Here is a 14,643-nt window from a genome sequence, read left to right on the forward strand (position 1 = left end):
TCAGACGCCAGGATGACGCGGGCCGACACGAACCGGTTGGTGATGAAGTTCGGCGGCACCTCCATGGCCGACCTGGAACGGATCCGTCGCGCGGCGCGCATCGTCGCCGCCGAAGCCGCCAGGGGCAAGAAGGTGGCCGTGGTCGTCTCGGCCATGGCGGGCAAGACCAATGAGCTGGTCGCTTGGACCGACGGCGTGGGCGCGGCCGCGCCGGGCCTGTACGGCGACGGCGTCCTGTCGGATGACGAATACGACGTGGTGGTCGCCTCGGGCGAGCAGGTGACGTCGGGCCTGCTGGCCCTGACCCTGCGCAACATGGGCCTGAAGGCGCGCAGCTGGATGGGCTGGCAGATTCCGATCCTGACCGACGACGCCCACGGACGCGCCCGCATCGAAGAGGTGCCCGGCGATGCGCTGGGGGGCGCGCTCGACGCGGGCGAGATCGCCGTCGTGCCAGGCTTCCAGGGCGTGACCCGCGACAGGCGCATCACCACCCTGGGCCGGGGCGGCTCGGACACCTCGGCCGTGGCGGTGGCGGCGGCCTTGGGCGCGCCGTGCGACATCTATACCGACGTGGACGGCGTCTATACGACCGACCCGCGCATCCAGAGCCGCGCCCGGCGTCTGGAGAAGGTGTCCTACGAAGAAATGCTGGAGATGGCGTCGCTGGGCGCCAAGGTGCTGCAGACCCGCTCGGTCGAGCTGGCCATGCACAAGCGCGTGCCGGTGCGCGTCCTGTCCAGCTTCATCGAACCGGATGAAAACGGAAACCTGCCGCAACACGCCGGCACCCTGATTTGCGACGAGGATGAGATCGTGGAAAAGCGCATCGTTTCCGGCGTGACCATGAGCCGGGACGAAGCCCGGATCACGCTGCTTGGCCTGTCGGACCGGACGGATGCTCCGGCCGACGTCTTCACCCGCCTGGCCGAGGCCGAGGTCAACGTCGACATGATCGTGCAGAGCCAGGCCCGCACCGAAGGCGCGGTCAACCTGACCTTCACGACGGGCCGCCGCGACGCGCGCCGCGCCGCCGACCTGATGACCGCCGCCAAGGCCGACATCGGCTTCGAGGAGCTGCGGGTCGACGACGATGTGGCCAAGGTCTCGGTGATCGGCGTGGGCATGCGCAGTCACGCGGGTGTGGCCCAGACCATGTTCCGCGCCCTGGCCGACAAGGGCGTGAAGTTCCAGGCTATCTCGACCTCTGAGATCAAGATCAGCGTACTGATCGATTCGGATTACGCCGAGCTGGCGGTCCGGGCGCTGCACGCGGCCTACGGTCTGGACGCGGAAGACTAGGATATCGGAAGCGCCGCCCTATCTGGAACGGATCGGGAGCGGTAAGGCGGGAGCAGGCATGGTCAAGGGCGTGGCAGCGACGGCGAGGGGGCCCCGCCTTCTGCTGCGCCAGATCCGCGAGGCTCTGGCCGGGGCCGGGGGCGGCGCGCCCGCGCAGGACCGGCTGAACATGGTGGTGCGGATCATCGCCCGCTCCATGGTGGCCGAGGTCTGCTCCATCTATCTGCGGCGCGCGTCGGGCGAGTTGGAGCTGTTCGCCACCGAGGGTCTGAACCCCGAGGCCGTCCACAACACCCGCCTGCGCCCCGGCGAAGGCCTGGTCGGCGAGGTGGCGCGCACGGCCGCGCCGATCAGCCTGTCGGACGCCCAGTCGCACCCCAGCTTCTCCTATCGGCCGGAAACGGGCGAAGACCCCTATCACGCCTTCCTCGGCGCGCCCCTGCTGCGCGGCGGCCGGGCCATCGGCGTCCTGGTCGTCCAGAACCGCGCCGCCCGTCGTTATGACGAGGAAGAGGTCGAGGACATCCAGACCATCGCCATGGTCCTGGCCGAGACGGTGGCTTCGGGCGAGCTGCTGGCGCTGGAGGAACTGCGCGACGTCGAGGTCGCGCCCCATCGGCCTGAGCGGCTGAAGGGGCAGAAGTTCGCCGAGGGCCTGTCGTTCGGGCAGGCCGTGCTGCACGAGGCGCCGATCGCGCCGGAGCAGCTGCTGTCCGACGATCCTGCTGCTGAAGAGGTGCGGCTCAAGGAGGCGCTGGAGCGTCTGCGCACCAGCATCGACGCCCTGCTGGAAGGCAGCCAGGGCAAGCTGGGCGGCACCCCCTATGAGGTGCTGGAGACCTATCGGATGTTCGCCGACGACCGGGGCTGGAACCGGTCGCTGGAAGAGGCGGTGCGTTCCGGCCTGACGGCCGAGGCCGCCGTGGACCGCGTCCGCAACGAGCACCGCGCCCGCTTCGCCAACGCCCGCGATCCCTATATCCGCGAGCGGCTGCACGACTTTGAGGATCTGGCCAATCGCCTGCTGCGTCTGATGGCGGGCGATCATCCGGGCCAGCGCGACCTGCCCGACGACGCCATCCTGGTGGCCAAGAACCTGGGACCGGCGGACCTGCTGGAGTATCCGCGCCACAAGCTGCGCGGCCTGCTGCTGGAAGAAGGCTCGGCCGCCGCCCACGCGGCCATCGTCGCCCGCGCCCTGCAGATTCCCTGCGTCGGCCGCCTGCAGGGCCTGCGGGATCGCCTGACCGAGGGCGATCAGGTCATCGTCGACGGCGAGACGGGCGAGGCCTACTTGCGGCCCCGCCCCGACATGCTGGCGGCGGTCGAGAGCCGCATGGCCGTGCGCGAACAGCGCCGCGCCGAGTTCGACCAGCTGCGCGACACCCCTGCCGTCACCAGGGATGGCAAGCGTATCATGCTGCTGACCAACGCCGGCCTGGCGGTGGATCTGGAGAATCTGGACGCAACGGGCGCCGAGGGCATCGGCCTGTTCCGCACCGAATTTCAGTTCATGGTCTCAGACGAGCTGCCGCGCCTGGACGCTCAGGCGGCGCTCTACAAGCTGGTGCTGGATGCGGCGGGAGACCGGCCCGTCACCTTCCGCACGCTGGACATCGGCGGCGACAAGGTACTGCCCTACCTCGACAATGAGCGCGAAGAGAACCCGGCGCTAGGCCGCCGCGCCATCCGTCTTGGGCTGGATCGTCCGGCCCTGCTGCGGATGCAGCTGCGCGCCCTGCTGAGCGCCGCCGCCGGGCGCGAGCTGCGCGTCATGTTCCCCATGATCGCCACGGTGGACGAGTTCCGCGCCGCCCGCGAACTGGTCGACGTCGAATGCGACTGGGCGCGGCGCCGGGGGCGGCCTCTGCCGTCCCTGCTGCGGGTCGGGGCCATGATCGAATGCCCCAGCCTGCTGTGGCACCTGGACGCCCTGCTGCCGCTGACCGACTTCGTTTCGATCGGCACCAACGACCTGCTGCAGTATATGTTCGCCGCCGACAGGACGAACCCGCGCGTGTCGGATCGCTACGATCCCCTGTCGCCGCCCTTCCTGCGCGCCCTGGCGGATATTCAGCAGAAGTGCGCCGACAGCGCCACGCCGGTCTCGGTCTGCGGCGAACTGGCGGGCCGTCCGCTGGAGGCCTTCGCCTTGATCACCCTGGGCTACAGCCGTTTGTCCGTTCCGGCGGGCGGGGTGGGACCGGTCAAACGCATGATCCTGTCGGCTGATCTGAACGCGGCGCGGCGGGGGATGAACGCCCTGCTCGGCTCCTCGGCCGGGTCGGTGCGCGGCGAGATCGAGTCCCTGGCGCGCAAGCTCAATGTCGAAGTCTGAGAAAGCGGGGCCGCTTTCCCGCGTTGCCCGCGCTCCCGGCCTCGTCTAAGCGGGGGTGATGGGCGCATCGGCGCCCAGCGTGACGGAACACCGACCCTATGGACCAGGATCGGCAAGCCGCGTTCGACTTCGACGCCGACGCGACGCTGGATCAGACCCCGGAGGCGACGCCCGAAGCGGCGCCTGAAGAACCCTCGGACGATTCCCTGGGCGCGTCCCTGCGCGCCGCGCGCCTGGCGTCGGGCCTGTCCATGGCCGAGCTGTCGACCAAGACGCGGGTGCATCCGCGTTTCCTGACCGCGCTGGAGCAGGGCGAGTACGCCGTCCTGCCGTCGCGCATCTTCTCCATGGGCTATGTGCGCGCCTATGCCGGAGCCCTGGGCCTGGACGAGTTGAACGCGGTCGAGCGGTTCAAGCAGGAATACCCCGATGCGGCCGTGCCGCTGCAGCCGCCGACGGGCGCCGCCTTGCAGCAGATGCGCCAGAACTCGCCCAAGATCCTGGGCGTCATCGGCGTCTTCCTGGCGGTGGTGATCGGCTGGAACGTCTTCCAGCGCATCAACCGGATCGAGGCGCCGCACCCCTCCGACCTGGTCGCCGTGCCCAAGGACTGGGCCGAGCAGGCCGACCATCAACGGGACCGCGCCCTCTATCTCGGCGCGCCCAAGGCGGCCCCGCCGGACCAGACGACGCCGGCCATGTACATCACCCCGGGGCTGGAGGCTCAGCTGACCGGGATCGACCCGGACGACCCCAACGCCGCGCCTCCGCCCGCGCCGCCGGTGCAGGCCGCCTTCAACCCGCGCGGGGCCATCTACGGTGCCTCGGCCACGGTCTCCCAGGTCACGCTTCAGGCGCGCAAGCCCGCCATCCTGGTCATCCGCCAGGGCGACGGCCGCATCCTGTTCGCGCGCCAGCTGGCTGCGGGCGAGGCCTGGCGCGCGCCGCCCGGCGTGGCGGCCACCATCGACACGCCCGATCCGGCGGCCTTCGACGTCTATCTGAACGGCGAGCATGGCGGCGTGCTGCCCGCGCCCCAGTCGCCGCTCGGGTCGCTGAACAACCGCGCCCAGGCGGCCGCGCGCGAGTCCGAGGCCCGCGCCGCCGCCGCCGTCGAGGCCCGGGCCCGTGCGGCTCAGGCGGCGGCTGCGGCTACAGCCGCCGCGGCGCCTTCGCCGACGCCGACCCAGGCCGCCGCCGCGGCTCCCGCGCCCGCCGCCTGATCCTTTCCTCGACGAAGGCGCGATCTTTCGCCGCCTGTCGTGGTTTTGCCGCTCTTCCTGTCCTATGTTCCCGGCGTCATGAGCGACCACTCCGAACTCGGCCATATCCGCCCCTGGCGCCACATCGAGCGCCGCAAGAGCCGCCAGATCATGGTCGGCTCCGTCCCTGTCGGCGGCGACGCCCCGATCAGCGTCCAGTCGATGACCAATACGCCGACGACCGACGCGGCGGCGACGCTGGAGCAGATCCGTCAGCTGGAAGAGGCCGGGGCCGACATCGTGCGCGTCTCCTGCCCGGACGAGGAGTCGACGGCGGCCTTCAGGACCATCGCGCGCGAGGCCCGCGTGCCGCTCGTGGCGGACATCCACTTCCACTACAAGCGCGGCATCGAGGCGGCCCAGGCGGGCGCCGCCTGCCTGCGCATCAACCCCGGCAACATCGGCTCGATCGAGCGGGTCAAGGAAGTCGTTCAGGCCGCCCGCGACCATGGCTGCTCCATGCGCATCGGCGTCAACGCCGGCTCGCTGGAGAAGGAGCTGCTGGAGAAATACGGCGAGCCCTGTCCGGATGCGATGGTCGAAAGCGCCCTGAACCACGCCCGGATTCTTCAGGATCTGGACTTCCACGAGTTCAAGATCTCGGTGAAGGCGTCCGATCCCTTCCTGACGGTGGCCGCCTATCAGCAACTGGCTGACGCCATTGACTGCCCCCTGCACCTGGGCGTGACCGAGGCGGGCCCCTTGCGCACCGGCACCATCAAATCGGCCATCGGCATGGGCAATATGCTGTGGTCGGGCATCGGCGACACCATCCGCGTGTCCCTGGCCGCCGATCCGGTCGAAGAGATCAAGGTCGGCTTCGACATCCTGAAGTCGCTGGGCCTGCGTCACCGGGGGGTGAACATCATCGCCTGCCCGTCCTGCGCGCGTCAGGGCTTCAACGTCATCGAGACGGTGGGGATTCTGGAAGAGCGACTGGCGCATGTCTCGACGGCCATGTCGCTGTCCATCATCGGCTGCGTGGTCAACGGTCCGGGCGAGGCCCTCTATACCGACATCGGCTTCACCGGCGGCGGCAAGGGGGCGGGCATGGTCTATCTGAACGGCAAGATCGCTCACAAGCAGGCCAATGAGGGCATGATCGACGAGATCGTCGCCCAGGTCGAAGCCAAGGCCGCCGAACTGGACGCCGCCCGCGCCGCCGCCATTGCTCTCAACGCCGCCGAATGATCATGAAGCTCTACATCACCACCCCGTCGCCCTTCGCCCGCAAGGTTCGCATCGTCGCTCGCGAAAAGGGGCTGGCCGACCGGGTCGAGGAGATCATCGTCGATCCTTACGCCGACGCGCCGGAGCTGCTGTCGACCAACCCCGTGGTTCAGGTTCCGACGCTGATCGCCGCGGACCGCCTGCCGCTGACCGACAGCCCGGTCATCGCCGAGTATCTGGACGCCCTGGGGTCAGGACCGCGTCTGCTGCCGACCGTGGGGACGGAGCGCCTGCGGGTCAAGCGGCTGGAGACCCTGGCCAACGCCGCGTTGGAGATGGGCGTCAAACTGGTGCTGGAGAAGCGGCGACCCGAGCATGAACGCTCGCCGTCCTGGATCGCGCGCTGGACCGTCAACATGGGCCGCGCCCTGGATGCGCTGGAGACCGCCGCCCCGGACGCCGAGGCGCTGGACATGGGCGTGCTGACGGCCGGGATCGCCGTCACCTGGATCGGCTTCCGTCACCCGGACTACGACTGGAAGACGGGCCGCCCGAACCTGGTCGCCCTGCAGGCGGCGCTGGAGCAGCGTCCCAGCTTCATCGACACCTTCCCGCGCTAGACGGGATCAGCTGATCAGTTTCAGCAGTTGCGCGCCCTGGAAGGCGGCGAGGATCAGCAGCAGGAAGCCGACCGCATAGGTCAGGGCCTTGCGCGGCACCTTCTTGACGATCAGTCCAGCGAAGGGGGCGGCGATCAGGCCGCCGACCACCAGGCCGCCGACGGCCGCCGCGTGGTTCTGGAGCGCGCCCGCCTCTTCCCAGTGGCCGCTGACCAGGGCCCAGACGAAGGTGGCCGAGACGGCCACGGTCAGGAAGAATTCGGCTGTGTTCACCGTGCCGATGGCCTTGCGCGGCTCATGCCCGGCGCCGACCATGGTCGAGGAGACGGTCGGCCCCCAGCCGCCGCCGCCCACGGCGTCCAGAAAGCCGCCGACCAGCCCCAGCGGCGCCGTGACCCAGGCGGGCAGGTGGCGCGGGCGGATGTCATGCCCGGCGCGCCACAGGATCCACACCCCGACTAGGGCCAGATAGCCGACGACGAAGGGTTTGATGGTCGAAGCCTCCAGTCCCGTCAGAACATAGGCGCCCAGCACCCCGCCGATCACGCCCGCGATGGCCAGCGGCGCCAGCAGCCGCCACTCGACGTTCTTGTGCCAGGCATGGCTTCCGGCCGAGGCGGCGGTGGTGAAGACCTCGGCGGCGTGGACGCTGGCCGAGGCCGTGGCCGGGGGCACGCCCAAAGCCAGCAGCACCGAGGAGGAGATGACGCCGTAGGCCATGCCCAGGGCGCCGTCGACCGCCTGGGCCAGGACGCCGACCAGAAGGAACAGGAAGAAGGTGTCCATTCAGCGCCTCGGGCCGGTGGGGTTGAGGGCCATCAGGCGCAGGTCGCGCGCCGCCTGGCAATGGCCGTCATGAGCCGGCTCAGGCGGACTCTAGCCGGGACAGGGCGTCCAGCACGTCGCGACCGCGATAGGGCTTGATGACCATGGCGGCGGCCAGTTCGGCGTTCTGCGCCGCCGCCGTCACGTCGCCGGACAGGAAGATCACCGGCACGCCCCAGCGCGACTTGAGGCTGCGGGCCAGGTCCACGCCCGTGTTCTCGCCCGACAGGTTGATGTCGAGCAGGGCCACGTCGATGGGGTGAAGCGCGGTCGCCGCCGCTGCGGCTTCGGCGCTGTGGAAGGGACCGACGACGCGGTGCCCGGCGGCGTCCAGCGCCTCGGTCAGGTCCAGGGCGGCGTCGGCGTCATCCTCGACCAGCAGGACGGTCAGGGGGGCGGCTTCGGCCGCCGGGGTCGTGGTCGGCTCGGTCGAGGTCCGCTCCGGCGCCGGGGCCTGGCGCACCAGGACGGCGCGGACATAGGGCCACAGTTCGGCGGCGGGGCGCTCGGCGTCCAGGTCGAAGATCTTGGCCAGGGCTCTCAACTCGCGCTCGGCCTCGGGCGACACGGCTCCGCCCGCTTGCAACAGGCCGTCGTAGAGGGCGCACAGTCGCGCCGCATCGGTATTCGCCGCGCCCGGCGGGGCGGCGTTCTGAGGCTTGATGACGGTCATGCCCCTGTCTCCTTCTGTTTCAGCCTCACAGCAGCTAGGGGTTTTGCAGTTGCGAAAAAACCGGCCTGACGGGCTTGTGACGGCTGTTCACGATTGCTCCATGAGCGCGTGTAGAGGCGTTTTTATCGACACGGCGGCGTGTCGCGGGTAAGGCTCCGCGCTCGATTTTCTCAGCAAGGACACGCCGTTGCGACTGCCTCAGGCCCGGCTCGATCAGGTGCTCGACCGCTTCCATCAGGTGGAGGCGCGCATGGGCGCGGCCACCGACGGCGCCGAGATCGTGCGCCTGTCGAAAGAGCACGCCGAGCTCAAGCCCGTGGCCGACGCGGTTCAGGCCCTGGCCCGCGCCCGCGCCGAGGCGGACGACCTCAAGGCCATGGCCGCCGACCCGGAAATGGCCGCCCTGGCCGCCGATGAACTGGACGCCCTGACCGAGCGCCTGCCGACACTGGAGCGTGAAGTCGCCCTGCTGCTGGCCCCGCGCGACGCCGATGAAAACGCCTCGGCCGTGCTGGAAGTGCGCGCGGGCACCGGCGGCGACGAGGCGGCGCTGTTCGCGGGCGACCTGTTCCGCATGTACTCGCGCTACGCTCAGTCGCGCGGCTGGCGGGTCGAGATCGACAGCGCCGCCGAGGGCGACGCCGGCGGCTTCAAGGAGATCATCGCCACCGTCAGCGGCGAGGGCGTCTTCGGCCGCCTGAAGTTCGAGAGCGGCGTCCACCGCGTCCAGCGCGTGCCCACCACCGAGGCGGGCGGCCGCATCCACACCTCGGCGGCGACCGTCGCCGTCCTGCCCGAGGTCGAGGACGTCGAGATCGAGATTCTCGACAAGGACATCCGCATCGACACCTATCGCTCGTCCGGCGCGGGCGGCCAGCACGTCAACAAGACCGACTCGGCGGTGCGCATCACCCACCTGCCCACCGGCATCGTGGCCACCTCTTCGGAAAAGTCGCAGCATGTGAACCGCGACAAGGCGATGAAGAACCTGCGCGTGCGCCTTTACGACATGCAGCGCCAGGCCAAGGACGCCGCCCGTTCGGACGCGCGCAAGTCCCAGGTCGGCTCGGGCGACCGCTCCGAGCGCATCCGCACCTACAACTTCCCGCAAGGAAGGGTGACGGATCACCGCATCGGCCTGACCCTGCACAGCCTGCCGCAAATCCTCGAGGGCGACCTCGACCCCATGCTCAACGCCCTGATCGCCGAAGACCAGGCCGCCCGCCTGGCCGATCTGGAAGCCGAACTGGGCTGAGGGCGCCGAGGCGCGTCCGCGTCTGACGCGGCCCGCCTTTAATCTGGCTCCGACTCCCGCTAGGAACGGAGCATGAACATGCTGGAACTCGTCCTCTTGGCCTTTGTCGCGGTCGCCGCGGCGGGCTTCCTGTGGGCCTATATGGGCTGGCAGAAGACGCGCGGCGCGCTGGACGCCGCCGATGCGCGGCTGGCGCTGATGGAGGAAAGCCGGGACTCCATGGCCGAGTTCCTCAAGGCGCAGGCGTCCCAGTCCGCCGAGGCGGTGGCGACCAAGCTGGTCGCCCGCGCCACCGAGACCTTTCAGGCTCAGGACCGCGTGGCGCGCGAGCGGATGGAGGCCCAGCTCAAGCCCGTGTCCGAGACCCTCGCCAAGTTTCAGCAGCACGTCACGGCGCTGGAAAAGGCGCGCGCCGACGAGACCGGCGGCCTGAAGGAGCAGCTCAACCTGCTGATGGCCGCCTCGACCGCCACCCGCGACGAGGCGCGGCGTCTGACCGAGGCGCTGAAGGGCAACACCGGCCGTCGCGGCCGCTGGGGCGAACAGACCTGCCGCAACGTGCTGGAGGCGGCGGGCATGGCCGGCCGCTTCGACTTCGAAGAGCAGAACTCCTCGGCCACCGATGAAGGCCGCCAGCAGCGCCCGGACTTTATCGTGAAGTTGCCCGGCGGCGGCATGTTCGTCATCGACGCCAAGGTGTCGCTGGCCTTCGCCGACGAGGCCGACGGCGATGAAGAGGCCCAGGCCCGCGCCATGTCCCTGCGCACCGCCGCCAGCATGAAGACCCACGTGCGCCAGCTGTCGTCCAAGGCCTATCAGGACCAGTTCAAGCCCAGCCCCGACTTCGTCGCCATGTTCGTGCCGGGCGACGCCTTCCTGGCCGCGGCCCTAGACCACGAGCCGGACCTGATGACCACGGCCATGGCCTCGCGCGTGGTCATCGTCACGCCCACCACCCTGTTCGCCCTGTGCAAGGCCGTCGCCTACGGCTGGCGCGCCGAGGAGCAGGCCCGCAACGCCGAGGACGTCGCCAAGCTGGGCAAGGAGCTCTACAAGCGGCTGTCGGTCATGGGCGGCCACGCCGCCTCGGTCGGCAAGGCGCTGGACGCGGCGGTTTCCCGCTACAACCAGTTCGTCGGCTCGCTGGAAAGCCAGGTCATGGTCTCGGCCCGCCGCTTTGAGGATCTGAAGGTCGATCATGAGGGCAAGGAGCTGCCCGAACTGAACGCCGTCGAACAATCGCCCCGCGCCCTCAGCCGCCCGGAGCTGCTGAACGCGCCGGAGTGACGACTGAGTGTGACAAACACGCTTGACGTTTTGTGCTGAGGGTGACAAACAAACTTGTCTGTTTGTCCTCGAGAGCGTCCATGTCGTCCAAATCGTTCAAGCCGCTCGGAGTGCGAGGCGCTCTTTTGGTGTTCGTCGTGTCTCTCGCGCTGGGAGTGCTCGGCGGCGTCCTCGGCGTTGTTCTGTCAGACCAGCCGGGCGTGGCCGGTTTTGCCATGACCGCTGCCATGCTGGCCCTGGTCATGGCCGGGACTTTGCTGATCTGCATCTGGTGGTGGCGTCATCTCGATGAGGCGGCGCGCGAAGCCCATAAGTGGTCCTGGTTCTGGGGCGGCATGGGGGGCATGGCCGTCGGGGCCGTGCTGCTGCTGGTCTTGTCTCTGCGCCGGGACGAAATTCTTTTACCGCGGTGGGTGGGCGAGACCCCGCCTGACCTGTTGTTGAGCGGCATGATGGCCATTCTACTGTTCCAGGTCGCCGGCTACAGCCTGGCTTGGGCCTGGTGGTGGCTGGGCCGTCGTTGAGGAGAATGCCGTGAGCGACAGCGCTTTCATGGGCGACAAGCCCTTGGCCCGAACCGGTGTGTTGTTCCTGCTGAAGATGGCGGCGGGCGTCGTCTGGCTCGCCGGCGCCGCCTGGGGCGGCGCCTACCTGTCGACGGGCGACGACGCGCTGCCTTTGAAGGCGCTGGCCGCAGCCGCCGTGGTTCTGCCTGTCTTCGTCTGGATCGCCGTGCTTCGCCGACAGGCGGCGATCGATGAGCTGGAAGAGCGTTTGGCCCTGATGGCGCAGGCTCAGGGCGGCTGGTGGGCCCTGGCCTACGGCTCGACCCTGTTCGTCATCTCGAGCCTGATGGGCGATGGAGTCAGCCCTGTCATGCTGGCGACCCTGCCTGCGGGCGGTTTTCTGTTCGGCGAGGCGATGGCCCAGGTGGCGCGTTTCAACCTGTCGCGTCCCGGCCAGGAGAGACGTGCATGAAGAACCGCCTCAAGGTGCTGCGCGCCGAGCGCGACTGGAGCCAGGCGCACCTGGCCGACGAACTGGGCGTGTCGCGTCAGACGGTGAACGCGCTCGAGACCGGCCGCTACGACCCCTCCCTGCCGCTGGCGTTCAAGATCGCCCGGCTGTTCCAGATGCCGATCGAATCCATCTTTATCGACGAAGAAGGCTGACGGCTGTTTCTCTTTTGCGACCCTAGGAGCCTGACCATGATCCGCCGACTCTGGAGCCGCGCCGCCGCCTCCGTCTCCGCCGCCGCCCTGACCGCCGTCCTGCTGGCGCCCACGACGCCCGCCTTCGCCCAGGCCGCGCCCGCCGCCGCCGATCCGGCCGCCGTGGCCGTCGCCCCGGCGGGGTCCGGCCCGCGCCTGTGGGTGGTCAAGGATGCGGACTCCACCCTCTATCTGTTCGGCACCGTCCATGTGCTGAAGCCCGAGACGCCCTGGGGCAGCGCCAAGCTGGACCGCGCCTTCGCCGCCGCCGACGAATACTGGTTCGAGATCGCCGATCTGAACGACGTCGCGGGCGCCGTGCCGATCATCCAGTCCAAGGGCGTCTCGCCCGACCGTCCCCTGTCCAGCCTGCTGACCGCCGAGGAACAGGCCGACCTCGACGCCGCCGCCCGCTCCATCGGCGCGACGGCCGCCCAGTTGGACCCGCTGCGCCCGTGGTTCGCGGCCCTTCAGCTGGCCATGGCCAGCATCACCAAGGCCGGCTATCTGCCGCAGAACGGCGGGGACCAGGTGCTGCACGCCCGCGCCGCCGCTACGGGCAAGCCGATCAAGGGTCTTGAAACCATGCCCCAGCAGATCGGCTTCATCGCCGACATGTCGGAAGAGGCGCAGCTGGCCATGCTGCGCTCGGGCCTGAAGGAGTTCGATCAGGCGCCGGAGTTCCTGGGCCGCATGGTCGGCGCCTGGTCGACCGGCGACGTGGACGGTCTGGACGTCTTGATCGGCCAGGAGATGAAGGCGGAATCGCCGGAGATGTACGAGGTCATGCTGACGCGCCGCAACACGGACTGGACCAATCAGATCGTGGCTATGCTGGAAGGCTCGGGCACGGCCTTCATCTCGGTCGGCGCCGGCCACCTGGCGGGGGCCGACAGCATCCAGGCCATGCTGGCCAAGCGCGGCGTCACGGTCGAGGAAGTTCGCGACTGACCCGTCGCGGCCTCTGTCAAAAAATCCAAAGGCCCGGTTCGCCGGGCCTTTTCTTTTGGCCCGCGCCCTATATCTTCGTCGCTCGCTTCGGCGACGCGGGTATAGTTCAGAGGTAGAGGCTATACCTGACGATATTTCAATGACTTGCGCTGGCTAACCGACTTTTCCGGTTCATTGATTTGCAAGGCGTTTTCCCCGCGTTGGCTAACCTCAAATACGAAGAAAGCCCCGCCACCCGGTGAGGGCGACGGGGCGTAGCGGAGCCGGAGGGCTTATGCCGCTAGCGGAAAGTCTGCCGGCAAGTCTGAAGCAGCCGGAATTTCCGGATGGCGCTTGCCATTCTTCGTCTCTGAGACGCGGCCCTGATTGTCGTTCAAATAGGCCGCGATGACGTGCTGGAAGTACCCCTCCGCCAAGGCGCGCTTGATAAAGGGGGCGGTGTAGGCTGTGACGCCCATGTTTCTGAATGAAGCGGTAGGCACGAACTTTCTCCTTTCGAGAAAGGTGCCGTGGCGCTTGACCGGCCAGACCAATTCGCAGAGAATTAGTTCGTTACTTGGACGGTTGCCGCTACCACGGCAGTTGGACAAAGGCGGCAGAGGTACGAACTCTGCCGCCTATATCAATTCAGATGATCAGGTGATTCGCCAAGGGACTTGGACGATCTACTCAACAGATCTTCTGTAATTGCTTGCCGCTATGCTGCCCGTCATCCGAGCTGGAAACCTTTTCGCACGACCCCCAAACGAAGAAAGGCCCGCCCTCCGAAGAGAGCGGACCTCATGCGGAGCCTGAGGGCTCGACGCTGGATGGTCAGTTGTCCGGGAATCCCGGATAACTCAGCCCGGCCTCAAGCGAGCCCACCACGGCCGCCCTATTCGCTCGACCGCTTGGGCGTCCCGCGCCTCACACGCCCGCACGATCCCGATCACGTCCGCCGTCCGACCATTGGCCGTCCGTAGGGCGCCAGTCTGCGCCACCCCGAACGCCATCCAGTCCCGCTCGTCGGAGGGCTCCAGCGGAAGGGCGGCGGACAGGACAGGCTCAGTCCACCCGGCCGGGATCAGAGCGGAACACGGCGCACTGTGCATCACGGTAATCGGAGAGCTGGCACACCCTGCGGCGAGCAGCATCAGCGGCAGCATTGCGATCAGGCGCATGGCGGATTTCCTTTTCGGCCTGGGTGACGATGGAAGCAGTGGACTGGTCTCGGGCGTCGGCGCGGTCGCGGATGGCGCTGGCGTCCTGCGCAGCGGCGGTGCGGCCCTCGGCCAGGGTCTTGTGCGCGCCTGCCTGCCGAGCCCTGTCAGCGGCCCTCTGGCGGGCGTCCGTGGCGCACATGGCCAGCAGGATCAGGGCGAGCGCCAGGCAGGCGATGGCGAGCCAGCCGGTCGAAGTGATGTCGCGGAGCCGGATCACAGGATCAGCTCCTTGGCCTGCGCGGTCCGACGGCGGCGATCTTCCAGCCCGTTCGTCCCGCCGTTGATGGCGTTGGTCAGACCCAGCAGATCGTCAGCGTCGGCTTTGGCGTTCAGCTTGCGGTCGCTCCAGTAGACGCAGCCTACCAGCAGGCCGATCGACGGGTGCGCGACGATCTCCGGGTGCCGCTCTAGGTCGATGCCGATCTGTCGGCCGACACGGCGATAGTTGGCCCGGCCCGTCAATTGGATCGGCCCGCGCCCCTGATAGCGGCGACCATCTCCGGATTGTGTGTTGCCGAGATCCGCGCGCCCCTCGTAGCCCCTCTGC

The 14,643-nt window shown here is 68.7% G+C and carries 16 protein-coding genes; 11 read left to right on the plus strand and 5 right to left on the minus strand.

Going from position 1 to position 14,643, the window contains the following annotated elements:
• The first annotated feature begins 12 nt into the window (after positions 1 to 12).
• From ACU5AP_RS11870 to ACU5AP_RS11890, 5 genes are all read left to right on the plus strand, one after another.
• Entirely contained in the window at positions 13 to 1,302 is a 1,290-nt protein-coding gene (locus ACU5AP_RS11870) for an aspartate kinase (protein WP_446681278.1), read from the plus strand.
• A gap of 58 nt (positions 1,303 to 1,360) precedes the next feature.
• Positions 1,361 to 3,640, plus strand: a complete 2,280-nt coding sequence (gene ptsP / locus ACU5AP_RS11875) for a phosphoenolpyruvate--protein phosphotransferase (protein WP_046654431.1) — start codon at positions 1,361 to 1,363, stop codon at positions 3,638 to 3,640.
• 98 nt (positions 3,641 to 3,738) lie between these two features.
• Positions 3,739 to 4,863, plus strand: a complete 1,125-nt coding sequence (locus ACU5AP_RS11880) for a helix-turn-helix domain-containing protein (RefSeq protein WP_446681279.1) — start codon at positions 3,739 to 3,741, stop codon at positions 4,861 to 4,863.
• Positions 4,864 to 4,941: 78 nt separating this feature from the next.
• A complete protein-coding gene (ispG, locus tag ACU5AP_RS11885) occupies positions 4,942 to 6,093 on the plus strand; it encodes a flavodoxin-dependent (E)-4-hydroxy-3-methylbut-2-enyl-diphosphate synthase (RefSeq protein ID WP_003164167.1) in 1,152 nt (383 codons plus the stop codon).
• Between the two features lie 2 nt (positions 6,094 to 6,095).
• A complete protein-coding gene (locus ACU5AP_RS11890) occupies positions 6,096 to 6,692 on the plus strand; it encodes a glutathione S-transferase N-terminal domain-containing protein (RefSeq protein WP_446681280.1) in 597 nt (198 codons plus the stop codon).
• A 6-nt stretch (positions 6,693 to 6,698) separates the two neighbouring features.
• Here ACU5AP_RS11890 and ACU5AP_RS11895 read toward each other — a convergent pair whose 3' ends face one another.
• Together ACU5AP_RS11895 and ACU5AP_RS11900 are read right to left on the minus strand one after the other, a co-directional pair.
• Entirely contained in the window at positions 6,699 to 7,478 is a 780-nt protein-coding gene (locus tag ACU5AP_RS11895; protein WP_446681281.1) for a sulfite exporter TauE/SafE family protein, read from the minus strand.
• Positions 7,479 to 7,557: 79 nt separating this feature from the next.
• Positions 7,558 to 8,190 carry a response regulator gene (locus ACU5AP_RS11900; protein WP_088410981.1) on the minus strand — a complete coding sequence of 211 codons (633 nt, stop codon included), beginning with the start codon at positions 8,188 to 8,190 and terminating at the stop codon, positions 7,558 to 7,560.
• Between the two features lie 187 nt (positions 8,191 to 8,377).
• On the opposite strand from ACU5AP_RS11900, the gene prfA reads away from it, so the two are divergent.
• The 6 genes from prfA (at position 8,378) to ACU5AP_RS11930 (ending at position 12,894) form a co-directional block, all read left to right on the plus strand.
• A complete protein-coding gene (gene prfA, locus ACU5AP_RS11905; RefSeq protein ID WP_046654433.1) occupies positions 8,378 to 9,445 on the plus strand; it encodes a peptide chain release factor 1 in 1,068 nt (355 codons plus the stop codon).
• 72 nt (positions 9,446 to 9,517) lie between these two features.
• Positions 9,518 to 10,732, plus strand: a complete 1,215-nt coding sequence (locus tag ACU5AP_RS11910; protein WP_046654434.1) for a DNA recombination protein RmuC — start codon at positions 9,518 to 9,520, stop codon at positions 10,730 to 10,732.
• A 215-nt stretch (positions 10,733 to 10,947) separates the two neighbouring features.
• Complete coding sequence (locus ACU5AP_RS11915) at positions 10,948 to 11,256, plus strand: hypothetical protein (protein ID WP_232463888.1); 309 nt, start codon at positions 10,948 to 10,950, stop codon at positions 11,254 to 11,256.
• Between the two features lie 10 nt (positions 11,257 to 11,266).
• Positions 11,267 to 11,710 (plus strand): hypothetical protein, encoded by a 444-nt coding sequence (locus ACU5AP_RS11920; RefSeq protein ID WP_446681282.1) that lies wholly within the window; start codon positions 11,267 to 11,269, stop codon positions 11,708 to 11,710.
• Entirely contained in the window at positions 11,707 to 11,904 is a 198-nt protein-coding gene (locus ACU5AP_RS11925) for a helix-turn-helix transcriptional regulator (RefSeq protein WP_003164157.1), read from the plus strand. Before ACU5AP_RS11920 ends, ACU5AP_RS11925 begins: the two co-directional genes overlap by 4 nt.
• A gap of 36 nt (positions 11,905 to 11,940) precedes the next feature.
• Positions 11,941 to 12,894 (plus strand): TraB/GumN family protein, encoded by a 954-nt coding sequence (locus ACU5AP_RS11930; RefSeq protein WP_223850919.1) that lies wholly within the window; start codon positions 11,941 to 11,943, stop codon positions 12,892 to 12,894.
• Between the two features lie 272 nt (positions 12,895 to 13,166).
• Here ACU5AP_RS11930 and ACU5AP_RS11935 read toward each other — a convergent pair whose 3' ends face one another.
• The 3 genes from ACU5AP_RS11935 to ACU5AP_RS11945 all read right to left on the minus strand — a co-directional run.
• A complete protein-coding gene (locus ACU5AP_RS11935; RefSeq protein ID WP_446681283.1) occupies positions 13,167 to 13,376 on the minus strand; it encodes a hypothetical protein in 210 nt (69 codons plus the stop codon).
• A gap of 562 nt (positions 13,377 to 13,938) precedes the next feature.
• Positions 13,939 to 14,313 (minus strand): hypothetical protein, encoded by a 375-nt coding sequence (locus tag ACU5AP_RS11940; protein ID WP_446681284.1) that lies wholly within the window; start codon positions 14,311 to 14,313, stop codon positions 13,939 to 13,941.
• Positions 14,310 to 14,643: glycoside hydrolase family 19 protein (locus ACU5AP_RS11945; RefSeq protein ID WP_446681285.1), on the minus strand; the 334-nt coding region annotated here is incomplete at its 5' end. The genes ACU5AP_RS11940 and ACU5AP_RS11945, both read right to left, overlap by 4 nt.

This window comes from Brevundimonas sp. RM1 (assembly GCF_052907225.1).